The 23,068-nt window shown below is 74.6% G+C and carries 23 protein-coding genes; 16 read left to right on the top strand and 7 right to left on the bottom strand.

The genetic code is table 11. The features are described 5' to 3' along the window. Positions 1 to 407 precede the first annotated feature (407 nt). Positions 408 to 809 carry a nuclear transport factor 2 family protein gene (locus ACLQ20_RS27865; protein ID WP_225852309.1) on the top strand — a complete coding sequence of 134 codons (402 nt, stop codon included), beginning with the start codon at positions 408 to 410 and terminating at the stop codon, positions 807 to 809. Here the strand turns inward: ACLQ20_RS27865 and ACLQ20_RS27860 are convergent. Next, the gene (locus ACLQ20_RS27860) at positions 806 to 1,282 is read right to left on the bottom strand and encodes a DUF6232 family protein (protein WP_151455623.1); all 477 of its coding nucleotides are present in this window, start codon (positions 1,280 to 1,282) and stop codon (positions 806 to 808) included. The genes ACLQ20_RS27865 and ACLQ20_RS27860 overlap by 4 nt on opposite strands. Positions 1,283 to 1,381: 99 nt before the next feature. Between ACLQ20_RS27860 and ACLQ20_RS27855 the strand changes: the two genes are divergently transcribed. After that, entirely contained in the window at positions 1,382 to 2,155 is a 774-nt protein-coding gene (locus tag ACLQ20_RS27855) for an enoyl-CoA hydratase/isomerase family protein (RefSeq protein ID WP_327030708.1), read from the top strand. A gap of 119 nt (positions 2,156 to 2,274) precedes the next feature. After that, the gene (locus tag ACLQ20_RS27850) at positions 2,275 to 3,897 is read left to right on the top strand and encodes an acetolactate synthase (protein WP_425858058.1); all 1,623 of its coding nucleotides are present in this window, start codon (positions 2,275 to 2,277) and stop codon (positions 3,895 to 3,897) included. A 43-nt stretch (positions 3,898 to 3,940) separates the two neighbouring features. On the opposite strand, the gene ACLQ20_RS27845 is transcribed toward ACLQ20_RS27850, so the two are convergent. The 3 genes from ACLQ20_RS27845 to ACLQ20_RS27835 are packed head-to-tail and all read right to left on the bottom strand — an operon-like array spanning position 3,941 to position 5,139. After that, positions 3,941 to 4,375 carry a PLD nuclease N-terminal domain-containing protein gene (locus ACLQ20_RS27845; protein ID WP_327030710.1) on the bottom strand — a complete coding sequence of 145 codons (435 nt, stop codon included), beginning with the start codon at positions 4,373 to 4,375 and terminating at the stop codon, positions 3,941 to 3,943. A 27-nt stretch (positions 4,376 to 4,402) separates the two neighbouring features. After that, positions 4,403 to 4,750, bottom strand: coding sequence for a DUF202 domain-containing protein (locus ACLQ20_RS27840; protein ID WP_327030711.1), 348 nt, complete (start codon positions 4,748 to 4,750; stop codon positions 4,403 to 4,405). After that, positions 4,747 to 5,139: a YidH family protein gene (locus tag ACLQ20_RS27835; protein WP_151455619.1), complete on the bottom strand. Its 393-nt coding sequence runs from the start codon at positions 5,137 to 5,139 to the stop codon at positions 4,747 to 4,749. The genes ACLQ20_RS27840 and ACLQ20_RS27835 overlap by 4 nt, the downstream gene beginning before the upstream one ends. A gap of 40 nt (positions 5,140 to 5,179) precedes the next feature. Here ACLQ20_RS27835 and ACLQ20_RS27830 point away from each other — a divergent pair, with 40 nt between their 5' ends. The 4 genes from ACLQ20_RS27830 to ACLQ20_RS27815 all read left to right on the top strand — a co-directional run bounded on the left by ACLQ20_RS27830 (position 5,180) and on the right by ACLQ20_RS27815 (position 8,506). Continuing rightward, positions 5,180 to 5,977: a GNAT family N-acetyltransferase gene (locus ACLQ20_RS27830; protein ID WP_425858057.1), complete on the top strand. Its 798-nt coding sequence runs from the start codon at positions 5,180 to 5,182 to the stop codon at positions 5,975 to 5,977. Between the two features lie 2 nt (positions 5,978 to 5,979). Beyond that, the gene (locus tag ACLQ20_RS27825) at positions 5,980 to 6,387 is read left to right on the top strand and encodes a hypothetical protein (RefSeq protein WP_151455617.1); all 408 of its coding nucleotides are present in this window, start codon (positions 5,980 to 5,982) and stop codon (positions 6,385 to 6,387) included. 367 nt (positions 6,388 to 6,754) lie between these two features. Then, complete coding sequence (locus ACLQ20_RS27820; RefSeq protein WP_425858056.1) at positions 6,755 to 7,534, top strand: electron transfer flavoprotein subunit beta/FixA family protein; 780 nt, start codon at positions 6,755 to 6,757, stop codon at positions 7,532 to 7,534. 12 nt (positions 7,535 to 7,546) lie between these two features. Next, positions 7,547 to 8,506, top strand: a complete 960-nt coding sequence (locus ACLQ20_RS27815; RefSeq protein WP_425858055.1) for an electron transfer flavoprotein subunit alpha/FixB family protein — start codon at positions 7,547 to 7,549, stop codon at positions 8,504 to 8,506. A gap of 220 nt (positions 8,507 to 8,726) precedes the next feature. On the opposite strand, the gene ACLQ20_RS27810 is transcribed toward ACLQ20_RS27815, so the two are convergent. Together ACLQ20_RS27810 and ACLQ20_RS27805 are read right to left on the bottom strand one after the other, a co-directional pair. After that, complete coding sequence (locus ACLQ20_RS27810; RefSeq protein WP_425858054.1) at positions 8,727 to 9,512, bottom strand: anti-sigma factor; 786 nt, start codon at positions 9,510 to 9,512, stop codon at positions 8,727 to 8,729. Further along, a complete protein-coding gene (locus tag ACLQ20_RS27805) occupies positions 9,466 to 10,068 on the bottom strand; it encodes an RNA polymerase sigma factor (protein ID WP_151457463.1) in 603 nt (200 codons plus the stop codon). The genes ACLQ20_RS27810 and ACLQ20_RS27805 overlap by 47 nt, the downstream gene beginning before the upstream one ends. Positions 10,069 to 10,297: 229 nt before the next feature. Between ACLQ20_RS27805 and ACLQ20_RS27800 the strand changes: the two genes are divergently transcribed. The 7 genes from ACLQ20_RS27800 (at position 10,298) to ACLQ20_RS27770 (ending at position 16,987) form a co-directional block, all read left to right on the top strand. Then, on the top strand, positions 10,298 to 11,128 hold the full coding sequence (locus ACLQ20_RS27800) for a DUF4397 domain-containing protein (protein ID WP_358122707.1): 831 nt from the start codon (positions 10,298 to 10,300) through the stop codon (positions 11,126 to 11,128). Continuing rightward, on the top strand, positions 11,125 to 11,781 hold the full coding sequence (locus ACLQ20_RS27795; protein ID WP_425858053.1) for a class F sortase: 657 nt from the start codon (positions 11,125 to 11,127) through the stop codon (positions 11,779 to 11,781). The genes ACLQ20_RS27800 and ACLQ20_RS27795 overlap by 4 nt, the downstream gene beginning before the upstream one ends. A gap of 119 nt (positions 11,782 to 11,900) precedes the next feature. Next, complete coding sequence (locus ACLQ20_RS27790; RefSeq protein ID WP_425858052.1) at positions 11,901 to 13,076, top strand: cysteine desulfurase family protein; 1,176 nt, start codon at positions 11,901 to 11,903, stop codon at positions 13,074 to 13,076. Between the two features lie 229 nt (positions 13,077 to 13,305). Continuing rightward, positions 13,306 to 14,379: a tRNA 2-thiouridine(34) synthase MnmA gene (gene mnmA / locus ACLQ20_RS27785; RefSeq protein ID WP_425858051.1), complete on the top strand. Its 1,074-nt coding sequence runs from the start codon at positions 13,306 to 13,308 to the stop codon at positions 14,377 to 14,379. A gap of 95 nt (positions 14,380 to 14,474) precedes the next feature. After that, the gene (locus ACLQ20_RS27780; RefSeq protein WP_151456953.1) at positions 14,475 to 15,479 is read left to right on the top strand and encodes a methionine synthase; all 1,005 of its coding nucleotides are present in this window, start codon (positions 14,475 to 14,477) and stop codon (positions 15,477 to 15,479) included. Between the two features lie 36 nt (positions 15,480 to 15,515). Next, complete coding sequence (locus ACLQ20_RS27775) at positions 15,516 to 15,875, top strand: VOC family protein (RefSeq protein WP_151456952.1); 360 nt, start codon at positions 15,516 to 15,518, stop codon at positions 15,873 to 15,875. 110 nt (positions 15,876 to 15,985) lie between these two features. Further along, positions 15,986 to 16,987, top strand: coding sequence for an ADP-ribosylglycohydrolase family protein (locus ACLQ20_RS27770; protein ID WP_425858050.1), 1,002 nt, complete (start codon positions 15,986 to 15,988; stop codon positions 16,985 to 16,987). A gap of 162 nt (positions 16,988 to 17,149) precedes the next feature. Here ACLQ20_RS27770 and ACLQ20_RS27765 read toward each other — a convergent pair whose 3' ends face one another. After that, entirely contained in the window at positions 17,150 to 17,680 is a 531-nt protein-coding gene (locus tag ACLQ20_RS27765; RefSeq protein WP_151456950.1) for a type II toxin-antitoxin system PemK/MazF family toxin, read from the bottom strand. A 199-nt stretch (positions 17,681 to 17,879) separates the two neighbouring features. On the opposite strand from ACLQ20_RS27765, the gene ligA reads away from it, so the two are divergent. Beyond that, positions 17,880 to 20,015 carry an NAD-dependent DNA ligase LigA gene (gene ligA, locus ACLQ20_RS27760; protein ID WP_327030718.1) on the top strand — a complete coding sequence of 712 codons (2,136 nt, stop codon included), beginning with the start codon at positions 17,880 to 17,882 and terminating at the stop codon, positions 20,013 to 20,015. A 216-nt stretch (positions 20,016 to 20,231) separates the two neighbouring features. Further along, positions 20,232 to 22,895, top strand: a complete 2,664-nt coding sequence (locus tag ACLQ20_RS27755; protein ID WP_425858049.1) for an EAL domain-containing protein — start codon at positions 20,232 to 20,234, stop codon at positions 22,893 to 22,895. Positions 22,896 to 23,068: the final 173 nt, after the last annotated feature.

Here is a 23,068-nt window from a genome sequence, read left to right as displayed (position 1 = left end):
CGTTCACGTCATCAGCTCGAAAGGACGCGCGAGGCGCATCCGCCGCTGCCGCGCGACGGGTGCGCCTGGATCCGCCTCGATCCGTTCTCCGGACCGGCGCCAACGGCAAGGCGTTGGAACGTCACCGCAAGGGTGTCCGAGCGACCCCGGAGTTGGTCCCCGGAGCCGGCCACGGCCGGGCAGCTGTCGAGCTGCCCCGTTCATGGGACCGCCCGGGGCGTGCGAGCCGGGGGCCGACTGGCGCGCCTGCCCCGTCGGGCGGGGCAGCTCGACAGCGCGGGCGGCAGGCCATCTTGCCCGACGAGGGGCCTCAAGGCCCGCGTCGCCAGCGCGTCGTCCCTGGCGGCCCGGACGTCCCTGGCGGCCCGGGCCGCCAAGGACGGCCCGGGGCGGTACCGTGACCGGTCATGACGGAGCAGGAGCGCAACGTCGAGGTGGTCCGCCGCTACCTGCGGACCTTCGTCACGAAGGACCTGGCGGAGTTGCGCGCGGTGGTCGACGAGGACGTGCTGATCTACGGTTCCGGCACGCCGGTCCGGGGGCGGCAGCACGTCGAGGGGGCTGTCACCTCGCCGGGGCTGACGGTGCTCGATCAGGAGATCGTCGAGATCTTCGCGGCTGGCGACCGCGTGGTGGTGTCGCTGGCGCAGACCTACCGGCGGGACGCCACCGGCGCGACGGCGGTGCAGAGCGCCTGCAAGATGTACCGGCTGGCCGGTGGCCGGATCGTGCAGTTCTGGGGCGAGCAGGACCTGTTCGGACTGCTGCGCGGCCTGGGCATGCTGCCGGACGGGCCGATCAGGTTCTAGCGGCGGCGGGGCGACACGGGCTGGCCCGCCTCGACGGCCCGCTGCACCGCCCGGTAGATCTGGCCGAAGCGCAGCGCGTCGCCGGTGCACAGCAGACGCACCGGCTGGCCGCGCCAGCGGGCCCAGATCTCCAGCTGCCGGCTGCCCCGGGCGTACGAGCGGTCGAGGTGCTCGAAGAGGAAGTCGGCGACCGGGCCGACCGCGAGCCCGATCAGCACCGAGGTGCCGACGATGGCGATGGTGACGGTGAGGGAGCGGTCCAGCCAGAGCGCCAGCGCGATGCCGAGGGCGGCGGCGACCAGGGGGCCGGCGAGCGCCGCGCCGATCGCGCCGCGTCCGACGAGCACCCGCCAGGACCGGCTGCCGCGTTGGTGCCAGACCATGCTGATGTCGGCCAGCCGGAAGGTCCGGCCGTCCACCCGGACGGCGGTCGAGGTGACCTGCACGGACCTGTCGTCGTAGTACGTGATCATGGCGGTACTCCCGGTGGCGGGCCTGAGACCACAGTACTTACCCCAACGATCCGGGCCGTAAGGTTGGCACGCGACTTCGACGAGGAAGTGAGGGCCAGCGTGGGCGAGTTCGTGCGGTTGGAGACCAAGGACGGCATCGGCACCATCCGGCTGGAGCGGCCGCCGATGAACGCCCTGAACACCCAGGTGCAGGAGGAGTTGCGCGCCGCCGCCGCGGCGGCCACCACCGACCCGGGCGTCCGTGCCGTCATCGTGTACGGCGGGGAGAAGGTCTTCGCGGCCGGCGCGGACATCAAGGAGATGGCCGACATGTCCTACGTGGACATGGCGGACCGGGCGGCCGGCCTGTCCAGCGCGCTCGGCGCGATCTCCCGGATCCCCAAGCCGGTCGTCGCCGCGATCACCGGCTACGCCCTCGGCGGCGGCTGCGAGCTGGCGTTGGCATGCGACTGGCGGGTGGTGGCCGAGGACGCCAAGCTCGGGCAGCCGGAGATCAAGCTCGGCATCATCCCCGGCGCGGGCGGCACCCAGCGGCTGGCCCGCCTGGTCGGCCCGGCCCGTGCCAAGGACCTGATCATGTCCGGCCGGATGGTCGACGCCCAGGAGGCCCTGCGGATCGGCCTGGCCGACCGGGTCGCGCCGGCGGCCGAGGTCTACGACACCGCGGTCGAGCTGGTCCGCCCGTACCTCACCGGCCCGGGGCAGGCCCTGCGCGCCGCCAAGCTCGCCGTCGACGCCGGTCTGGACATGGACCTGAACTCCGGCCTGGCCTGGGAGAGCCAGCTCTTCGCGGCGCTGTTCGCCACCGACGACCGGCGAGAGGGCATGGCGGCGTTCGTGGCGAAGCGCAAGCCGGACTTCACCGGTCGTTGACCGGCCCCGGGCCGGCGGGGTGACCCGCCGGCCCAGGCATCGAGTCGAGAACTGTTCACATTCCGCCTACCGGTGAGTAGCGTGTGACTCCGGCCATGCGGACGAAGGGAAGAGCGGCGATGACGGAGCGGATCGAAGGTCACGGCGGGGAGCTCGCACTCGCGGCGCTGCGTGCGTACGGGGTGCGGGAGATGTTCACCCTCTCCGGCGGGCACGTCTTTCCGCTCTACGACGCCGCGCACAAGACCGGCTTCCCCCTCTACGACGTACGGCACGAGCAGTCGGCGGTCTTCGCCGCCGAGGCGGTGGCGAAGCTCCAGCGCCGACCCGGCCTCGCCGTGCTCACCGCCGGCCCCGGCGTCACCAACGGCATCTCGGGGCTGACGAGCGCGTACTTCAACGCCTCCCCGGTGCTGGTGCTGGGCGGCCGGGCCCCGCAGTTCCGCTGGGGCTCGGGCAGCCTCCAGGAGATGGACCACCTGCCGCTGGTCGCCCCCGTCACCAAGCACGCCGAGACGGTGTTCAGCCCTGACGACATCCCGCGCGCGGTGACCGCGGCGCTGACCGCCGCGCTCACCCCGCACCGGGGCCCGGTCTTCCTCGACTTCCCCCTCGAGGCGGTCTTCTCGGTCTCCGACGCCGAGCTGCCCGCGCTGCCGGGCATCGCGCCGGTCGAGCCCGACCCCGACGAGGTGGCGAAGGCGGCCGGCTTGGTCGCCGCCGCGAGCCGCCCGGTGATCATCGCCGGCTCCGACGTCTATGCCGGGGACGCGGTCGACGCTCTGCGGGCCGCCGCCGAGTCGCTCCAGGTGCCGGTCTTCACCAACGGGATGGGCCGGGGCGCGCTGCCGCCGGAGCACCCGCTCGCCTTCGCCAAGGCCCGTCGCGTGGCGCTGCGGGGCGCCGACGTGGTCGTGGTGATCGGCACCCCCCTCGACTTCCGGCTCAGCTTCGGCGACTTCGGCGACGCCCAGGTGGTGCACATCGTCGACGCGCCCAGCCAGCGGGCCGCGCACGTGCAGCCGGCCGCCGCCCCCGCCGGCGACCTCCGGCTGATCCTCACCGCCCTGGCCGACCACCCGGGCGACCGGGCCGACCACGCCGACTGGATCGCCGAGCTGCGTACCACCGAGGACGCCGCGAAGGCCCGCGACGCCGAGGAGATGTCCGCCGAGACGGACCCGATCCGGCCCGCCCGGGTCTACGGCGAGCTGCGCAAGGTGCTGGCCCGCGACGCCATCACCATCGGCGACGGCGGCGACTTCGTCTCGTACGCCGGCCGCTACCTGGAGCCCGCGCAGCCCGGCACCTGGCTCGACCCCGGCCCGTACGGCTGCCTGGGCACCGGCATGGGCTACGCGATGGGCGCCCGGGTCAGCCACCCCGACCGGCAGATCTGTGTCCTCATGGGCGACGGCGCGGCCGGCTTCTCGCTGATGGACGTGGAGTCCCTCGCCCGGCAGAAGCTGCCGGTGGTGATCGTGGTCGGCAACAACGGCATCTGGGGGCTGGAGAAGCACCCGATGCGCGCCATGTACGGCTACGACGTCGCCGCCGACCTCCAGCCGGAGCTGCGCTACGACCACGTCGTGAGTGCCCTCGGCGGGGCCGGCGAGACGGTGGCGAAGGCGGGCGACCTCGGCCCGGCGCTGCGGCGGGCGTTCGACGCCGGCGTGCCGTACCTGGTCAACGTGCTCACCGACCCGGCCGACGCGTACCCCCGCTCGTCGAACCTGGCCTGAGCCGGGCCCGCTGCCGTCGTCGGGAGGCCGGCGACGGCGGGGCTCAGGACGCGGGCGTGGACCCCTCGGGCCGGTCCTCCTCGCGCGGCGGCTCGCCGTCGCGGCGGCGCATCTCGTCCTCGCGGCGGCGCAGGTCCTCCTCCCAGCGGCGGAACAGCTCGCCGTCCTCGCGCCGGGAACGCTCGCCGAGCGAGCGGAGGAACTCGGGGTCGTCGTCGGGGGCGACCGGGCGGGGCCGCTCCCGGGGCGGTAGGAGCCGGCCCTTCGGCGTTCCGCCGGCGAGCTGCCCGGGGACGCGCTCGCGCCCGGCGGCGAACCAGGCGAGGGAGCCGAGCAGCGGGAAGAACAGGATGATCAGCACCCAGGCGATCCGGGGCAGGGCTTTGATCTCGCCCTCCTCGGCGGAGAGGCAGCTGATCAGCGCGCAGACGGCGAGGACGATCTGCACGACGAAGAGGAGGACGTAGAACCGGGCCATGCGTCAATCATGGCGCACCGGGCCCCGTCAACCCAGGCCGCTCGCCGCCAGGAGGGTGCCGAGCAGCGCGAAGCCGGCCGTGGCGAGGGCGACCAGGGGCAGCGACCGCCCGTAGCCGGGGAACGGACCGGTGCCGGTGGCCCGCCGCCAGCAGACCGCCAGTGCCGCGCCCCAGCCCAGCACGGCGACCCCGGCGACCAGCGCGCCGAGCGTCCCGTCGGCGGCCGGGCCGGTGAGCGCGAGCCGCACGGTCAGCACCATGATCACGGTCAGCGCCAGCGCCGTACGCCGCCAGGCCAGCCGGGTCCGCTCGGGTTGCAGCCCGGGATCGCGCGCGGGCCGGTCCCGCCGTGGCGGCTCCGTCTGGTGGCTCACGGGCCGCCGACCGCCCGGGCCAGCACGGCCGCGACCAGCAGCAGCGCGCCGAGGCCGACGGCGAGGGCGAGCACCGCCGGGAAGCGCGAGGCGGGCAGTTCCTCGCCGAGCCGGATGGCCCGCTCCGTACGCGCCCAGTGGTCGACCGCCCGCACGGCGACCGTGCCGCCGAGCAGCAGCAGTGCGACGGCGATCGCCTCGCGCAGGTGCGCCAGCGGCAGCGGCGGCAGGAACTGCGCGGCGGCCAGCCCACCCGCGACCAGCGCCAGCCCGGTACGCAGCCAGGCCAGGAAGGTCCGCTCGTTGGCCAGCGAGAACCGGTAGTCGGGGGTGCTGCCGACCGCGCGCAGTTCGCGCGGGTCGAACCATCGCCTGATCGCCTGCCACACGTGGCTATTATCCGTTTCCGTCCGGTCGTAGCCTGGTGCGGTGACGGATCTTGACGTGACGACGCTGCGGAAGACCTACGACGACCAGTTGCGGGCGCTGGTGCCCGACCCGTTGCCGGCCGGGGTGGCGGTGGAACGGGACGGCCCGCTGTTCCGCATCCTCGGCCTCGACCACGGCGGTTTCCTCACCTACCGTGACCTCGGCGGGCTCAGTGGCGCGGCGCTGGACGCGCTGATCGCCCGGCAGGTGGAGATCTTCCGGGCGCGCGGCGAGTCGGTCGAGTGGAAGCTGCACGGCCACGACGAGCCGGCGGACCTGCCGGACCGGCTGCGCGCGGCGGGATTCGTGCCGGAGGAGCGGGAGACCGTGGTGGTCGGGCTGGTCGCGCCGCTCGCCGCCGCGCTTCCGGTCGTCCCCGAGGGCGTACGCCTGCGCGAGGTGACCGCCCGGGCGGACCTGGACCGGATCGTGGCGATGGAGGAGACGGTCTGGAACTCCGACCGCAGTCACCTGGCGATCGCCCTGGAGAAGGAGATCGCCGCCGACCCGCAGTCGATCACCGTGGTGGTGGCCGAGGCGGGCGACGAGGTGGTGAGCGCGGGTTGGGTGCGGTACGTGCCGGGGACGGGGTTCGCCACGCTGTGGGGCGGTTCGACGCTGGCGCCGTGGCGCCGCCGGGGCATCTACCGCGCGCTGGTCGGCCATCGGGCCCGGCTGGCGGCCCAGCGCGGCCGGACGTTGTTGCAGGTGGACGCGTCCGACGACAGCCGGCCGATCCTGGAGCGGCTCGGTCTCGTCCCGGTCACGACCACCACCCCGTACGTCTACACTCCGTGATCATGGAGCAGCGGTTGACGGCCGAGGAACGGCTGACCCTCAAGACGGGCGCGTTCGGGGCGGTGTTCCTGGTGGCCAACGCGGATCCGGGGATGCTCGCCCTGTTCCGGGAGAGCTTCGCCGCCTCCGGTGCGATGGCCGACAGCAGCGGGGTGGTGAAGGAGGCGCTGACCAGCGGTCCGCTGCCGAAGTTGCCCCGGGACTCGGCGCTGGAGATCGAGGCGGTGGTGCTGCCGGCGCTGGGCAGTTCCGTGCGGATCCTGCGGGAGAAGTCGCCCGGGGACGTGGCGGGCTACCGCGAGGTCGTGCTGTCCGCTGCCGAGCGGGTGGCCGCCGCGCACCGGGGGGTGGCCCCGGCCGAGGCGGCGGTCATCGAGCGGATCCGGGACGCGCTCGATCAGCCGGCGTGAGCCGGGTCGGGCGACCAGAGCGCCCGGACGGTGGCCCGGACGCAGCGGTCGCGGAGCCGGCCGCAGGCGCACCGGTACGCCTCGGGCCGCGTTCGGCGGCAGCGGTGCCGCGGGACGTCGGGACGACCTTCGCTGGCCTTTTCTGACATTTCGTGACACCTCCCGATTCGTCAGATTACCCGCCCGCAGGGCCGTTCGTGAGCTGTGTCACCCTGAGGTTGCCGGAGGCGGATGCTACTGGCAGGTAACATTGCGCCGTGGGCAACTGCACAGCACCGCGCGGTTGACCGGCGTCAACGGACGCGCGAGGCTGCGCCCCAGACCGGGCGAGCGATCGCAACACCAACAGGAGGGTCGTCGAAGCGCGATGAACATCGTCGTACTCGTCAAGCAGGTGCCCGATTCGGGCGCGGACCGCAGCCTGCGTGCTGACGACAACACCGTCGACCGCGGTTCGGCGAACAACGTGATCAACGAGATGGACGAGTACGCCATCGAGGAGGCGTTGAAGATCAAGGAGGCGCACGGGGGCGAGGTGACCGTCCTGACCATGGGTCCGGACCGGGCGACCGAGTCGATCCGTAAGGCGCTGTCCATGGGTCCGGACAAGGCCGTGCACGTGGTGGACGACGCCCTGCACGGGTCCTGCGCCGTGGCGACGTCGAAGGTCCTCGCTGCCGCGCTCGGTCAGTTGAACGCCGATCTGGTGTTGTGTGGCAGCGAGTCGACCGACGGCCGGGTGCAGGTCCTGCCGCACATGCTCGCCGAGCGGCTGGGCATCGCGGCGCTGACCGGCGCCCGCAAGCTCACCGTGGACGGCTCGACCCTGACCGTGGAGCGGCAGACCGAGGAGGGCTACGAGGTGGTCACCGCCACCGCGCCCGCCGTGGTCTCCGTCTGGGACACCATCAACGAGCCGCGCTACCCGTCCTTCAAGGGCATCATGGCCGCCAAGAAGAAGCCGGTGCAGACGCTCTCCCTGGGTGACCTCGGCGTCGCCCCGGCCGAGGTGGGCTTCGAGGGCGCGACCAGCGCCGTGCTGGAGCACACCAAGCGTCCGCCGCGTTCCGGTGGGGCAAAGGTCACCGACGAGGGCGACGGCGGCGTGAAGCTGGTCGAGTTCCTCGCCACCGAGAAGTTCGTGTGAGGGGTTGGGGTCATGTCTGAGGTTCTGGTCGTCGTCGAAGCCACTCGGGAGTTCGGCGTCAAGAAGGTCACCCTGGAGATGCTCACCCTCGCCCGCGAGTTGGGCACGGCGAGCGCGGTCGTGCTCGGTGGCCCCGGTGCCGCGGAGGCGTTGAGCGCCAAGTTGGGTGAGTACGGCGCGGAGAAGATCTACGCGGCCGAGAGCGAGGAGATCGACGGCTACCTGGTGGCCCCGAAGGCGACCGTGGTGGCCGAGCTGGTCACCCGCGTGCAGCCGGCCGCGGTGCTGTTGGCGTCGTCGCAGGAGGGCAAGGAGATCGCCGCCCGGCTGGCGGTCAAGTTGGACAACGGCATCCTGACCGACGTGGTCGGCCTGGCCGCTGACGGCACGGCCACGCAGGTGGCCTTCGCCGGTTCCACGATCGTCAAGTCCAAGGTCACCCGCGGCCTGCCGCTGGTGACGGTCCGGCCGAACTCGGTGAACCCGACCCCGGCGGCGGCCACCCCGGCCGTCGAGCAGCTCACCGTCGCGGTGACGGACACCGACAAGCTGGCCAAGGTCGTCGACCGGGTCGCCGAGCAGAAGGGCTCCCGTCCGGAGCTGACCGAGGCCGGGATCGTGGTCTCCGGTGGTCGTGGTGTGGGTAACGCCGACAACTTCAAGCTGGTCGAGGAGCTGGCCGACCTGCTCGGCGGCGCCGTGGGGGCGTCGCGCGCGGCTGTCGACTCCGGCTACTACCCGCACCAGTTCCAGGTGGGTCAGACCGGCAAGACGGTGTCCCCGCAGCTCTACGTGGCGCTCGGTATCTCGGGTGCGATTCAGCACCGGGCCGGTATGCAGACGTCGAAGACGATCGTCGCGGTCAACAAGGACGGCGAGGCGCCGATCTTCGAGCTGGCCGACTTCGGTGTGGTGGGCGACCTGTTCAAGATCGTCCCGCAGGCCGCGGACGAGATCCGCAAGCGCAAGTGAGCTGACGTCCGTCCGAGTGAGGGCCGGGAACCGTGGCGACGGTTTCCGGCCCTCGCCGTTTCTCCGGCCGGCGGAACGAGCCGCCGCAAGCTGGCCCCAGACGCGACTGGCGGCCAGAGGATGGGCACCGAACCATCGGGGGCTGAGCCCGCGGGAACCGCCGGCCGGGGCCGGCGATGGGAGCTGATCGGCGGGCCGGGGAGCTGAGCCGGCCCGCCGATCAGCCCGTCAGGGTGCCCCTCACCAGGCTCTTGCCGGAGTGGGCGGTGTTGTTGTCGTACGTCTCGGCGGAGACGTCGACAACCGAGTATGCCTCAAGGTCCACGTTCGGCGGCAACGGCAGCAACTCGTCCGTCGCGTCGCCGAGCACGCCGACCGAGAACATCTTCATGGTCCGCGGGTCGATGAGCCACACCTCGTAGTACCCCGGGACGTCCGGGAGATTCGCCAGGTGCAGGTGCAGCCGGCCGTCGTCGAAGACCCGGGCCTTGCCGTTGGCGTCCGGCGGCGTCTCCCCGTACGCCTTCAGCGGCGCGCTGGCCAGCACCACCCGCTGCGGGGCGGGCTCCGGCGTCGACCCGGTCGCGTCGAGCACGGCGACGGTGCCGACGACCCCGATCGCGGCGGCGGCCACCGCCGTCGCGGCGGTCACGGCCCAGCGCGACCAGCGCCCACGCCTCGGCGCGAGGAGCACCCCGCCCGACCGGTCGGACGGCCGTTCGCCCGAGGGGCGCTCGTCGGGCGACCGTTCGGCGCGCGGCCCGGGCAGCGCCGGGAGGGTCTGCGCCGCGCGGATCTCCGTGACGATGCCCTGCCAGACGTGCTCCGGCGGATCGGGCAGGTCGTGCAGGCCCTGGGCGTCGGCGCCGAGGCCGGCCACGTGCCGGAGGGTCTCCATCTCGGCCCGGCAGTGCGCGCAGGTGTCGAGGTGGGTGTTCTCTCCGGCGTCCGCCTCGGTCTCACCGAGCGCCAGGAAGACCAGCCGGTCGTGGTCCAGGTGCGGCACCGTCCACCTCCCATCTGCGTTTCAAGCTCGCCATGCCGCGCCGGATGTGACTCTTGACCGTGCCGAGCGGCACCCCGGTCACCGTCGCGATCTGCTGGTGGGTCAGGTCGTCGAAGAACGCCAACTCCAGCATCCGCCGCTGGTCGTCGGGCAGTCGGGCCAGCTCGTCGGCGACCACCAGCCGGTCGACCACCGTGTCCGGATCCGGGCCGGTCGGCGCCGACTCCGGCAGCTGCCGGACCGTATCGACCACCCGGGTCTCCCGCGCGGAGGCTCGCAGCCGGTCGACCACCTTGCGGCGGCCGATGCCGAGCAGCCAGCCGACCAGCGAACCCTTGGCCGGGTCGAAGGTCTCCCGCCCCAGCCAGGCGGCGACGAAGGTGGTCTGGGTCACGTCCTCCGCGTCGCTGCGGTTGGCCAGCGTGCTGGTGGCCAGGTGCAGGACCGCCCGGCCGTACCGGTCGTACGCCTCCCGCAGTGCCCGTTCGTCGCCCGCACGGAAGCGGGCGGCGAGGTCGTCCTCGGGTGGGTACGGCTCCTGCCGTGCCGCTGTCACAGGGCGGCTCGCCTTCCAGGGGGCATGCCCGACTGTAGCTCCCACAGCCATCGCCCCCACCTCCGGTCGGTCTGGTCTCAGCAGCTCTTCGCTCCGCGGGCGGCTCTCGGATGCGGCTCCGCCGGGCGAAAAGAAGTTGCCTCCGGTCGCATCCGGCGGCGGTGGACCGGGCGTAACTCGTTTTGCACACCAGGCCTGACGAACCAGCACCAATCATCAGGAGGCAGACATGCAGCTCTCGTACTTCCGTCGGGTCGCCGCGGGCGGCGCGGTCGCCGCGCTGACGTTCGCCGGAGCCGGCGCCCTCACCGCCACCCCGGCGTACGCCGCCACGTCCAAGGTCTCCGTCGTGCACGGCATCCCGGACACCCCGGTCGACGTGTACGTCAACGGCGAGAAGACGCTGGACAACTTCAAGCCCGGCGACGTGGCCGGCCCGCTGAACCTCGAGGAGGGCGCGTACGACATCGCCCTCACCAAGCCCGGCGAGCCGATCGCCCAGGCCATCCTCAGCGTCGACGACGCCGCGGTGCCGGGCGGCGCCAACATCAGCCTCGCCGCCCACCTCGACGCCGCCGGCAAGCCGAAGATCACGCCGTTCGTCAACGACACCGGCAAGGTGGCCGCCGGCAAGGCCCGGCTGATCGTCCGGCACACCGCCGCCGCCCCGGCGGTGGACGTGCGCGCTGGCGGCACCCCCGTCTTCGAGGACCTGACCAACCCGAACGAGGCCAAGGGCGACGTCGACGCGGGCGCCGTCAAGGCGGACGTGGTGCTCGCCGGCACCGACACCGTGGCGATCGGGCCGGCGGACCTCGACCTCAAGGAGGGCACCGCGACGATCGTGTACGCCATCGGCTCGGCCGAGGCGAAGAACCTCGACGTCGTGGCGCAGACCATCACCGGCCTGCACTCGGCCCCGGCCGGCGTGCCCAGCGGCGACGGCGGCCGGGCCGGCACCGGCGTGGACACCTGGTGGTACGTGCTGACCGGCGCCGGCGTGCTGCTCCTGGTCGGCGGCGGGGCACGGGTGGCCACCGCCCGGACCGGTCGCCGGTGACGGTGCGCCACCGCGGGGCGCTGGCGGCCGTTGCCGCCGGCGTCGCCGCGCTCACCGTCGCGACCGTGGTCGCCTGCGGCTCCCGGCCGGCCGGGGACGTCGGGGCGACCGAGGCCGCCGACCTGGCCGGCGCCACTGCGAGCCCGCCGGCCGCCGGCCCGTCGGTGCCGGTCACCCGGGGCGGGCTGCCCGGCGGTACGCGGACCGTCCCGCCCGTACGGCTGGTCATCCCCGCCATCGACGTCACCGCCACGGTCGACGCGGTGGGCGTCAACGGCGCGACCGGCGAGTTCGAGGTGCCGCCCAGCGTGGACCGGATCGGCTGGTACCGCCACGGCCCCGGGCTGGAGGCGCAGGCCGGGTCGGTGGTCGTCGCCGGGCACGTGGACAGCGCCACCCAGGGCGAGGGCGCCTTCTTCCGGCTCCGCGAGCTGGACCGCGGCGACACCCTCACCGCCGCCGGCGGCGACGGCGTCCGCAGGGAGTACCGGGTCGTCGCCCGGGAGGAGTACCGGAAGACGAAGATCCCCCTCGACCGCTACTTCGCCCGGGACGGCAAGCCCCGGCTGACCCTGATCACCTGCGGCGGGCCGTTCGACGCCGAGGCACGCCGGTACCGCGACAACATCGTGGTCACCGCCGTGCCGGCCTGACCGGATCGCCGGTTCCACGCGGGCGCGGGCCGGGACGGGAGCGCACGCCTCCCGCCCCGGCCCCGCACGGCCTACTCCGGCCTCCGCCGGGTCCGGCTGCGGTCGTAGGCTGAACCGTGATGGCTTACCTGGATCACGCGGCGACCACTCCGATGCTCGACGAGGCACTGGAGGCGTACGTCGCCACCGCCCGCGAGGTCGGCAACGCGTCCTCACTGCACGCGGCGGGCCGCCGCGCCCGGCGACGGGTGGAGGAGTCGCGGGAGCGGGTGGCCGCCGCGCTGGGCGCCCGGCCCTCCGAGGTCGTCTTCACCGGCGGCGGGACCGAGAGCGACAACCTCGCGGTGAAGGGCATCTTCTGGGCCCGCCGGTCCGCCGACCCCCGGCGGGACCGAGTGGTCTCCAGCGCCGTCGAGCACCACGCCGTGCTCGACGTGGTGGACTGGCTCGTCGACCACGAGGGGGCCGGCGTGGGCTGGCTCTCCGTCGACGCCGCCGGCCGGCTCAGCCCCGACGAACTGCGCGCCGAGATGGCCGCCCATGGCGACAGGGTCGCGGTGGTGACCGCGATGTGGGCCAACAACGAGGTCGGCACCGTGCAGCCGGTCGCCGAGCTGGCCGCGGTCGCCGCCGAGCACGGGGTGCCGTTCCACACCGACGCGATCCAGGCGGTCGGGCAGGTGCCTGTCGACTTCTCCGCCGCCGGGATCGCCGCGCTGACCGTCACCGGGCACAAGCTCGGCGGTCCCGCCGGGGTCGGTGCCCTGCTGCTCGCCCGCGACGTGTCGGCCACCCCGCTGCTGCACGGCGGCGGCCAGGAGCGCGACGTGCGCTCCGGCACCCTCGACACCGCCGGCATCGTGGCCTTCGCGGTCGCGGTGGAGTCGGCGGTCAAGGGCCAGCAGGAGTACGCGGCCCGCGTCGCCGCGCTCCGCGACGACCTGGTGGAGCGGGTCCGGCACGCGGTGCCCGAGGTCGTCTTTAACGGCGACCCGACCGACCGGCTGCCGGGCAACGCGCACTTCTCCTTCCCCGGCTGCGAGGGCGACGCCCTGCTGCTCCTGCTGGACGCGCAGGGCATCGCCTGTTCGACCGGCTCCGCCTGCTCCGCCGGGGTGGCCCAGCCCTCACACGTGCTGCTCGCCATGGGCGCCGACGACGACCGCGCCCGCTCCTCGCTGCGCTTCACCCTCGGCCACACCAGCACCCCCGCCGACGTCGACGCCCTCATCGCCGCCCTCCCGGCCGCCGTCGAGCGCGCCCGCCGCGCCGCCGCCCTCCGCACCCCCCGCTGATGCCCGCCCCTCCCTCCCACCCCCGCCCCACCCGTGGGCCGATCATGCAGTTGTGGCGCCCGAACCGTGACCTTTCGCGGCATTCGCCCACCACCACAACTCCATGATCGACGAGGCGGGCGGGAGGACGGGGAGGGCGGGTGGGTGGGGGAGCGGCGGGGTGGGTGGGCGGGGTGGGTGGGTGGGGATGGGGCGGGGATAGGGTCGGTGGGGCGAAGGGAGTGAGCCGGTGAGGGTGTTGGCGGCGATGTCGGGCGGGGTCGACTCGGCGGTCGCGGCGGCGCGGGCCGTCGAGGCGGGACACGACGTGACCGGCGTGCACCTGGCGCTGGCCCGCAACCCGCAGACCTATCGCACCGGCGCGCGCGGCTGCTGCACGCTGGAGGACTCCCGGGACGCCCGGCGGGCCGCCGACGTCATCGGCATCCCGTTCTACGTCTGGGACATGGCCGACCGGTTCCACGAGGACGTGGTCGACGACTTCGTCGCCGAGTACGCGGCCGGCCGTACGCCCAATCCCTGCCTGCGCTGCAACGAGAAGATCAAGTTCGCCGCGGTGCTGGACCGGGCCGTGGCCCTGGGCTTCGACGCCGTGGTCACCGGCCACCACGCCCGGCTCGGCGCCGACGGCCTGCTGCGCCGCAGCGTCGACCTGCCCAAGGACCAGTCGTACGTGCTGGCGGTGCTCACCCGCGAGCAGCTGGACCGGTCGATCTTCCCGCTCGGGGACTCGACGAAGGCGCAGGTCCGCGAGGAGGCCGCGCGGCGGGGGCTGGCGGTGGCCGACAAGCCGGACTCGCACGACATCTGCTTCATCGCCGACGGGGACACCCGCGGCTTCCTCGCCCAGCGGCTCGGCGAGGCGCCCGGCGCGGTGGTGGACGCCGCCACCGGCGCGGTGGTCGGCAGCCACACCGGCGCGTACGCGTACACGGTCGGGCAGCGGCGTGGCCTGCACCTGGACCGTCCGGCGCCGGACGGCCGGCCCCGCTACGTGCTCTCCATCACGCCGAAGACCAACACCGTGACCGTGGGCCCGGCCGAGGCGCTGGAGGTTTCCCGGGTGCGCGCCGAGCGTCCGGTGTGGACGGGCGGCCCGCGCCCCGACGCGCCGCTGGAGTGCGAGGTGCAGCTGCGGGCACACGGGGACGTGGTGCCGGCGACGGTCGAGCTGACGGCCGACGGGCTGCGCGCCGAGCTGCGTCGCCCCGTCCGTGGGGTGGCCGCCGGCCAGGCCGTCGTGGCGTACCGGCCGGACCCGGCCGGCGACGTCGTGCTCGGCTCCGCCACCATCGCCGGCTGACCGGGACCGGGAACGTGCCTCCGGCGCGGGCGTCGGCAGAGCGTCCCCGTCCGGTCCCGGGCGGCCGGCGTCCGCGTACCGGATAGTCTTCGGCCGTGGCAGATCAGGTGTGGCCCTGGCCGGCCGGCGCGGCGACCGGCATCGGTTCGCTTCCCGGCACCGACATCGCCGAGGCGCAGCGGATCGTCCTCGGCGAGCTTCCCGCCCTGCCCCACCTGCCGGAGCTGCCGGGCCGGGGCCCCGGCGCCGACCTCATCGGCCGGACCGCCGGCCTGCTGGTCGAGCTGCCGGTGGAGCTGTACGCCGCCCGCTGGCGGATCGCGCCGCGCCCGGGACGGGACGTGCGCCGCGCCCGCGACCTGATGGAACGCGACCTCGACCAGCTCGCCGAGCAGGCCGAGGAGTACGCGGGGCCGGTCAAGATCCAGGTCGGCGGCCCGTTGACCCTGGCCGCGTCCCTGGAACTGCCGATCGGCGGCCGGATGCTGCGCGATCCCGGCGCGGTCCGGGACCTCACCAACTCGCTCGCCGAGGGGCTGCGCGGGCACGTGGCGGCGGTCGCCCGCCGGCTGCCGCGCGCCACCGTGCTGCTCCAGCTCGACGAGCCGTCGCTGCCGACGGTGCTCGCCGGGCGGGTGCCCACCGAGAGCGGGCTCGGCGCGTACCGGGCCGTGGATCCGAGCGTCGCCGCGTCGCTGCTGCGTACGGTCGTCGAGGCGGCCGGGGTGCCGACCGTGGTGCACTGCTGCGCGCCGAACGTGCCGCTGGAGCTGATCCGCTCGACCGGCGCCGTCGGCGTGGCCCTCGACCTCGGCCTCGTCACCGACCTGGATCCGCTGGGCGAGGCGATCGACGCGGGGCTCGGGCTGCTGGCCGGCGCCGTGCCCACCACGCCGTCGGCCGCCGGTCGCGCGCCGACCTCGGCGCAGGTCGCCGATCGCGTACGCCAGCTCTGGGACCGCCTCGGGTTCCCCCGCCGGCAGCTTGCCGAGCAGGTCGTGGTGACCCCGGCCTGCGGCCTCGCCAACGCCACCGGGCAGTACGCGCGCGCGGTGCTCGCCGCCTGCCGGGACGCGGGTCGGCGGCTCGCCGAGGACTGACGTTTGCCGTCGTACGGGCGGGGCAGGAAGGCCGACATGATCGGACAACTGCGCACCGTGGTCATCGACTGCCCCGACCCCCGGGCCCTGGCCGGTTTCTACGCGGAGCTGCTGGGCCTGCCCCTCGACGGCGACGCCAGCGACGACGGCTGGGTCGTGATCGCCGGTTCGGGGCACCGGCTCGCCTTCCAGAAGGCACCCGACCTGCGCCCGCCGACGTGGCCCGACCCGGAGCGCCCCCAGCAGTTCCACCTGGACGTGCAGGTGGCGGACGTCGAGGTGGCCGAGAAGCGGGTGCTGGAGCTCGGCGCGCGGCGGCTGCCCGGCGAGGGCGACGACTTCCGGGTCTACGCCGACCCGGCCGGTCACCCCTTCTGCCTGGTCTTCTCCGACTGACCCGGGCCCGTCACGCTCCGGGCGGTCCGGCACGCCCTCGCGGCCGGGTGGCGGGTGCCGGCGACGGCGTCGAGTGGTGCGGGTTGCGGGCGGGCGGCATGATCGCGGGAATGATCGACACCTCGCTCCGGCGGGCCGCCGGCTCCCTCTTCGGCCTCGCCTACGGTGACGCGCTGGGCAAGCCGACCGAGTTCCTGACCGTCGCCGAGATCGTTCGCCGCTACGGGCCGGCCGGCCCGCGTGACCTCGCCGGCGATCCGGCGCTGGTGACCGACGACACGCAGATGGCGCTGGCGGTCGGCTGGGCGCTGCACGACGCGCCGGCGCCGACCCCGGAGGCGGTCGAGCCGCTGCTGCGGAGGCGTTTCCTCGATTGGGCGGCCAGCCCGGAGAACAACCGGGCGCCGGGCATGACCTGCCTACGGGCCTGCGCCGAACTGGAGCGCGGGGTGCGCTGGCAGGAGGCGACGGTGGCCGGCTCGAAGGGCTGCGGGGCCAACATGCGGGTCACCCCGGTCGGCCTGGTCGACGTCGACCTCGACACCCTCGCCGGGCTGGCCCAGCTCCAGGCGGGGCTGACCCACGGCCACCCGACCGGCCTCGCGGCCAGCGAGCTGACCGCGTACGCGGTGCGGCTGCTGCGCGACGGCGCGGCGCTGGCGGAGCTGCCCCGGCTGCTCGTCGACCGGGCCCGCGACCAGCGGCGGGTCTACCGCGCCGACTGGCTCGGCGACCTGTGGCAGCGCCCCGGCGTGGACGCGCCGGAGGACTTCATCGCCCGGGGCTGGGACGAGTGCCTCGCGGTCCTCGGTCGCCTCGACGCCGCGCTGGCCGCCCCGGACGACGGCGGCGACCCGTGCCGGCACACCGGCGAGGGCTGGATCGCCGAGGAGGCGCTGGCCACGGCCCTGTTCTGCGCGATCCGGCACGCCGACGACCCGGTGGCGGCGCTGGCCCGGGGCGCCACCACCGCCGGCGACTCCGACTCGATCGCCGCGCTGGCCGGCGCCTTCGTCGGCACCGCGCTGGGCATGGCGGCCTGGCCCGCCCCGTGGGCCGCCCGCATCGAGTACGCCGACCAGCTCACCACCCTGGCCCGCGCCTGGGACTGACCCGCGAAGCTTCCCGGGCTGGCGGGCGGGCGGCACGGTCGGCCCGGGATAGCGGGCCGTCACCGTCGCCGGCGGCCACGCTGCAACGCGGGTCAGGCGCCCGGCACGGTCGCCCGTTCGGCGCGGGTCAGGCGCCCGGCACGGTCGCCCGTTCGGTGCGGGTCAGGCGCCCGGCAGGTGGGGGAGGCGGCGGATGCGACGCCACAGGACGGGGTCGCAGTCGCCGGCACGGCGGGAGAAGTCGGCGAGCGGGACGTGCGCCGGCTCGGCCAGGTCGACGAAGCTGTCGTGGTCGGCGTCGGGGTCCCACTCGCGGGTCGGGATGCGGATGTGGTCGTCGCGGGCGCTCTTGTCCTGACTGGTGATCTTCAGGACGTCGGCGCCCCCGTCGTCGGTCCGCAGCACCAGGCAGGGCCGCACCTTCGAGCCGGTGCCGTCGGCGTACGGCACGTCGGCCCACCAGATCTCGCCGGGACGCGGCGCTCCGGCGGGAGACCGCTCGGCGGTACGCGGTCGGGGCGGCGCGGTGGACCGGCCGGGACCGCCCGACGGTCTCCGGCGGCCGGGCCGGGTGCCCGGTCGACGGGGCGGACGCGGAGCGGCGTCACGGCCGCCCCGCCGCCGATCGTTCCACGCCCAGCCGGCGGCCACGGCCAGCACGATCACCGCCGCCCAGAGCAGCCATTCCGGCATCCGTACCCCCGCCTGGTCAGTGGGCGCGGCGCGGACGCCGCGGGTTCGACGGCGGAGCGGATCCGCCCCCGCGGCCCCGCCGTCCGGCGATCCTCGCACGGCCGGGGCCCCCGCGCCGATCGGGCGCGACGGGTGGCCGGCGGATTGTCCCACCGGACCGATACGGTGCCGAGGTAGCGGAATCACGGGAGGTCGCACGGTGTCCGAGGAAACCATTGCCCAGCAGGTCACTCCGGCACAGGAGGCGGCGGCCGGCGCCGAACCGACCCCCGACGCCCGGGAACGGCACGCCACGCTCAGCCAGGAGCTGACGGAGCACCAGTACCGCTACTACGTGCTGGACGCGCCGACCATCCCCGACGCCGAGTTCGACCGGCAACTGCGGGAGCTGGAGGCGCTGGAGGAGCAGTTCCCGGCGCTACGCACCCCCGAGTCGCCGACGCAGCGGGTCGGCGGCACCTTCTCCACCGACTTCACCCCCGTCGCCCACGCCGAGCGGATGCTCTCGCTCGACAACGCCTTCGCCGACGAGGAGCTGGCGGCCTGGGCCGAGCGGGTCGAGCGCGACGCGGGCGGGTCGGTTCCCTACCTGTGCGAGCTGAAGGTCGACGGGCTCGCCATCAACCTCACCTACGAGCGCGGGCGACTGGTCCGGGCGGCGACCCGGGGCGACGGCCGCACCGGCGAGGACGTCACCGCCAACGTGCGCAGCATCCGCGACGTGCCGGGCCAGCTCGCCACGTCGGCCGAGTTCGGCGACGTGCCCGAGTTCGTCGAGGTCCGGGGCGAGATCTACTTCCCGGTGGCGGCCTTCGCCGACCTCAACGCCGGCCTGGTCGAGCAGGGCAAGCCGCCGTTCGCCAACCCGCGCAACGCCGCCGCCGGCAGCCTGCGCCAGAAGGACCCGCGGGTCACCGCCTCCCGGCCGCTGCGCCTGGTGGTGCACGGCATCGGCGCCCGCCGTGGCTTCCAGCCGGTCACGCAGTCCGAGTCCTACGCGGCGTTGAAGGCGTGGGGGCTGCCGACCAGTGACCGCTGGCGGGTGGTGCCCGACCTGGCCGGTGTCGCGGAATACATCGCCCACTACGCCGAGCACCGGCACGACGTCGAGCACGAGATCGACGGCGTGGTGGTCAAGGTCGACCCGGTCTCCATCCAGGGTCGGCTCGGCTCGACCAGCCGGGCGCCGCGCTGGGCGATCGCCTTCAAATATCCGCCGGAGGAGGTGAACACGAAGCTGCTCGACATCGACGTCGAGGTCGGACGCACCGGCCGGGTCACGCCGCGCGCCGTCCTCCAACCGGTCAAGGTGGCCGGCTCCACCGTCGCCTACGCCACCCTGCACAACGCCCGGGAGGTCGAACGCAAGGGCGTCCTGATCGGCGACATCGTGGTGCTGCGCAAGGCCGGCGACGTGATCCCCGAGGTGCTCGGCCCGGTGGTCGACCTGCGTCCCGCCGACGCCCGGCCGTTCGTCATGCCGACCACCTGCCCGGCCTGCGGCACGCCGCTCGCCCCGGCGAAGGAGGCGGACGTCGACATCCGCTGCCCCAACTCGCGCACCTGCCCCGGTCAGCTGCGCGAGCGGGTCTACCACCTCGCCGGCCGCAAGGTGTTCGACATCGAGGCGCTCGGCCACAAGGGCGCGGCAGCACTGCTCGACGCGGAGGTCATCACCGACGAGGGCGACCTGTTCTCGTTGGACGAGAAGCAGCTCGCGCGCTCGCCCTTCTTCGTCAACAAGGACGGCACGCTCGGCAGCAACGCCGTCAAGCTGCTGGACAACCTGGCCGTGGCCAGGGAACGCGACCTGTGGCGGGTGCTGGTGGGCCTGTCCATCCGGCACGTCGGCCCCACCGCCGCGCAGGCGCTCGCCCGGCACTTCCGCTCCATCGAGGCGATCGACCGGGCCGGCGAGGAGGAGCTCTCCTCTGTCGACGGCGTCGGGCCGACGATCGCGGCGAGCATCCGGGAGTGGTTCGCCGTCGACTGGCACCGCGAGCTGGTCCGCAAGTGGCGCGAGGCCGGCGTACGGATGGCGGAGGAGGCGGTCGACGAGGGGCCGCGTCCCCTGGAGGGGCTCACGGTCGTGGTGACCGGCACGCTGCCCGGGTTCAGCCGCGACCAGGCGTCCGAGGCGATCCAGAGCCGGGGCGGCAAGGTGAGCGGGTCCGTCTCCAAGAAGACGTCCTTCGTCGTGGTGGGTGAGAATCCCGGCTCGAAGGCCGACAAGGCGGCCAGCCTGAAGGTGCCGGTGCTGGACGAGGACGGCTTCCGGGTGCTGCTCGACGCCGGCCCGGAGGCCGCCCGGGAGGTCGCCCGCACCGAGGAGTGACGACCGGGCGGAGGCGGCCACCGCCCCGGCGGGGCAGGCAGGACGGGGCGACCGACCGGGCCGCGACGGCGGGAGGCGCCCGGTCGAGATACCAACTTAATTACGACTACGACCGATTCGCGACTGTCGTGCCGGGCATTGAGACACGGAGGGCGTTTCATTGGTGGCACGGCGTGCGACCGGTCACGCCCGTGGACAGAGCCCTCGGGAGGTGTGATGGAGTCCGCGGACTCGCGAAACTCCGTTCCGCCTGGCCGGGCACGCCCGTTCTTCGCCTTCGTCTGGTCGGTGGCCGCGCTGGCGGCGGTGCTCTGCGTACGCCCGCTGCTCGACCTCTCGGCCGAACTGCCGCGACTGCCGGTGGCGTTCTGGGTGATGGCGGCCCTGGCCGTCGGCTGCGACGCGCGCCCGTTCGTCCCGCCCGGGCGCCGGCAGACCTCCGCGGTCTTCCCGTCCACCTGCTTCACCTTCGCCATCCTGCTCGGCTGGGGGTTCGGCCCGGCGGTCCTGGTGCAGGCGGTGGCCGTCGTCGTCTCCGGCTGGCGGATGGGCCACGCCCCGTGGCGGACCGCCTTCAACGCCGCCCAGTACGCGGCAGCGCTGGGCGCCGCGTACGCGGTCACCTGGCTGGGGCCCGGCAGCATCTTCGACGGCGGCCGGCTGCGCGGCACGGACGTGCTGGCGGTGGGCGGCGCGACGGTGGCCTGGTTCGCCGTCAACTACGCGCTGGTCAGCACGGCCGTCCGGCTGCGCTTCGGCGACCGGTGGTGGCCCAGCCTGCGGCAGGGGCTGGGCTTCGAGCTGCTCTCCACCGGCTCGTTGCTGCTGCTCGCTCCGGTGCTGGTCGCGGCGGCGCGGGTCAGCGCGGCGCTGATCCCGCTGGTGCTGGTGCCGCTGTTCGCCGTCTACCGGATGGCCCGGCTCAGCGTCGAGCAGCAGCAGCTCGCCTCGCTGGACCCGCTCACCGGCCTGCCCAACCGCAAGGCGTTGCTGGCCGAGGTCGGCGAGCAGGTGCACGTGCACTCCGAACGGGCGGCCCGCGGCGAGCCCGCCGCCCGGCTGGCCCTGCTCCTGATCGACCTCGACCGGTTCAAGAACGTCAACGACGCGCTCGGGCACGCGGTGGGGGACCGGCTGCTGGTCGAGGTGAGCGCGCGGCTGACCGACGTGGTCGGCGAGGGCATGGTCGCCCGGCTGGGCGGGGACGAGTTCGCCATCGTGATGACCGGCCTGGCCGACGTCGACGAGGCCCGGGAGCTCGCCGGCCGGGTGGTGCGGGCGCTGGCCGAGCCGGTGTCGCTGGACGGGTTGCCGCTCGACGTGGGCGGCTCGATCGGCGTCGCGCTCTTCCCGGAGCACGGCGAGGACTTCGCGACCCTGATGCGCCACGCCGACGTGGCGATGTACGACGCCAAGCACCGCAACGACACCGTGGCGGTCTACGCGGCCGAGTCCGACCACAACTCCGCCGAGCGGCTCGGCCTGCTCGCGGACCTGCGCCGGGTGCTCGAGGCGGGCCGTCCCGAGACCGCCCCGCCCGCCGGGGACGGTGCCGGCGCCCCGGGCGGCGACGGGGCGGTGGCCGTCCCGGCGGGACCGACGCCGGGCGGCCGGCTGCCGGGTGACGGGCGGGCCGGCGGCGCGCGGGGCGGGGACGGGGCCGAACTCCCGGCCGACGTCGCCGGCCTCACGCCCAGCTCCGGCCTGACGTCCGGCTCCGGCCTCACGCCTGGCTCCGGCCTCACGCCTGGCTCCGGCCTCACGCCTGGCTCCGGCCGCTGGCGGCTGCGCCGCCGCCGGAAGCGGCCCGGTCCGCCGCCCGGCGACGAGCTGATCAACCGGATCGTGACCGCCGCGGACCCGATCCGCCGCCGGACGATGGCGGCGGGGGAGACCGGCCCCGACCGGGGCGACGGTCCCGGCCGCCGCAACGGCGCCGGGCACCCCGGCGGGCAGGGCGCCGCGGTCGTACGCCGGCAGGGGCCGCCCGTCGACGACGGCGCGGGGGATCGCGGCGGCGACCTGGCCCCGACGGGCCGGCGCGGTGCCCGGCACGGCGCGGCCGGCCGGCGGGACGCGGACACCGCTGCGGCCGTCGACGCGGGCGAGATCACCATGTACTACCAGCCGCAGGTCGCCATCGCGACCGGCGAGGTGGTCGGCGTGGAGGCGCTGCTGCGCTGGCGGCACCCCCGCCGGGGGATGGTGGACCCGGAGGAGCTGATCCGGGTCGCCGAGCAGAGCGCGGTGATGCGGCTGCTCACCCGCCGGGTGGTGGACGACGTGGTGGAACAGCTCGCCAAGTGGTCGGCCGCCGGAATGGGCCTGCCGGCGGCGCTCAACGTCAGCGTGCGGGACCTGCACACCGGGGAGATCGCCGACCAGATCGCCGACCGGCTCGCCCGCTACGGCGTGCCGCCGCAGCGGCTGCAACTGGAGATCACCGAGGGCGCCCTGATGGCCGACCCGCGTCGGGTGCTGGCCACCATCACCCGGCTGCACCGGATCGGCGTGGGCATCTCGTTGGACGACTTCGGCACCGGCTACTCCTCCCTCCAGCACCTGCGGCGGCTGCCGCTGTCCGAGGTAAAGGTGGACCGCTCCTTCGTGCTGGGGATGGCCGAGGACGCCGACGACGCGGCGATCGTCAAGTCGACGATCGAGCTGGCGAAGGCGCTCGGGCTGCGAGTGGTCGCCGAGGGCGTCGAGGACGAGCGCACCTGGCGCATGCTGCACGCGGCGGGCTGCGACGCGGCACAGGGCTGGTTCTACGCCCGCCCGATGCCGGCCGAGGAGCTGGTCGGCTGGCTGGCCCGCTACCGGCCGGTCCGCCCGACGCCCAGCCCCGACGCGGAGATCCCCCGTCGGCACGCCCGCTGAGCCACCCCGCCCCGCGCGGCGCGGCCGTCGGCACACGACGCCCCGCCGCGCCGGTCGCGCCGTGTCCCGGCCGGCGGTCCGGTGGCGCGGGCTCGGAGGGGAGTTGGAGGCGCCCCGCCGCGCCGGAGGGGGAGTCGGGGACGCGCCGTCGGGGCGGAACAATAGACTCGCTC

It is taken from the genome of Micromonospora sp. DT46 (genome assembly GCF_049841735.1).
Classification (GTDB): Bacteria; Actinomycetota; Actinomycetes; order Mycobacteriales; family Micromonosporaceae; genus Micromonospora; species Micromonospora reichwaldensis.
Note: the sequence above shows the minus strand (reverse complement) of the source record. Positions and strands in the feature narration are given on the sequence as shown.

Coding starts and splice junctions, on each gene's coding strand:
- ACLQ20_RS27765 (WP_151456950.1), bottom strand. CDS start 17,680: ATGCCGGAATGGCTGCTCTGGGCGGCGGTGATCGTGCTGGCCGTGGCC.
- ACLQ20_RS27770 (WP_425858050.1), top strand. CDS start 15,986: ATGATCGACACCTCGCTCCGGCGGGCCGCCGGCTCCCTCTTCGGCCTC.
- ACLQ20_RS27820 (WP_425858056.1), top strand. CDS start 6,755: ATGAACATCGTCGTACTCGTCAAGCAGGTGCCCGATTCGGGCGCGGAC.
- ACLQ20_RS27815 (WP_425858055.1), top strand. CDS start 7,547: ATGTCTGAGGTTCTGGTCGTCGTCGAAGCCACTCGGGAGTTCGGCGTC.
- ACLQ20_RS27800 (WP_358122707.1), top strand. CDS start 10,298: ATGCAGCTCTCGTACTTCCGTCGGGTCGCCGCGGGCGGCGCGGTCGCC.
- ACLQ20_RS27775 (WP_151456952.1), top strand. CDS start 15,516: ATGATCGGACAACTGCGCACCGTGGTCATCGACTGCCCCGACCCCCGG.
- ACLQ20_RS27790 (WP_425858052.1), top strand. CDS start 11,901: ATGGCTTACCTGGATCACGCGGCGACCACTCCGATGCTCGACGAGGCA.
- ACLQ20_RS27845 (WP_327030710.1), bottom strand. CDS start 4,375: ATGGCCCGGTTCTACGTCCTCCTCTTCGTCGTGCAGATCGTCCTCGCC.
- ACLQ20_RS27825 (WP_151455617.1), top strand. CDS start 5,980: ATGGAGCAGCGGTTGACGGCCGAGGAACGGCTGACCCTCAAGACGGGC.
- ACLQ20_RS27755 (WP_425858049.1), top strand. CDS start 20,232: ATGGAGTCCGCGGACTCGCGAAACTCCGTTCCGCCTGGCCGGGCACGC.
- ACLQ20_RS27850 (WP_425858058.1), top strand. CDS start 2,275: ATGACGGAGCGGATCGAAGGTCACGGCGGGGAGCTCGCACTCGCGGCG.
- ACLQ20_RS27865 (WP_225852309.1), top strand. CDS start 408: ATGACGGAGCAGGAGCGCAACGTCGAGGTGGTCCGCCGCTACCTGCGG.
- ACLQ20_RS27860 (WP_151455623.1), bottom strand. CDS start 1,282: ATGATCACGTACTACGACGACAGGTCCGTGCAGGTCACCTCGACCGCC.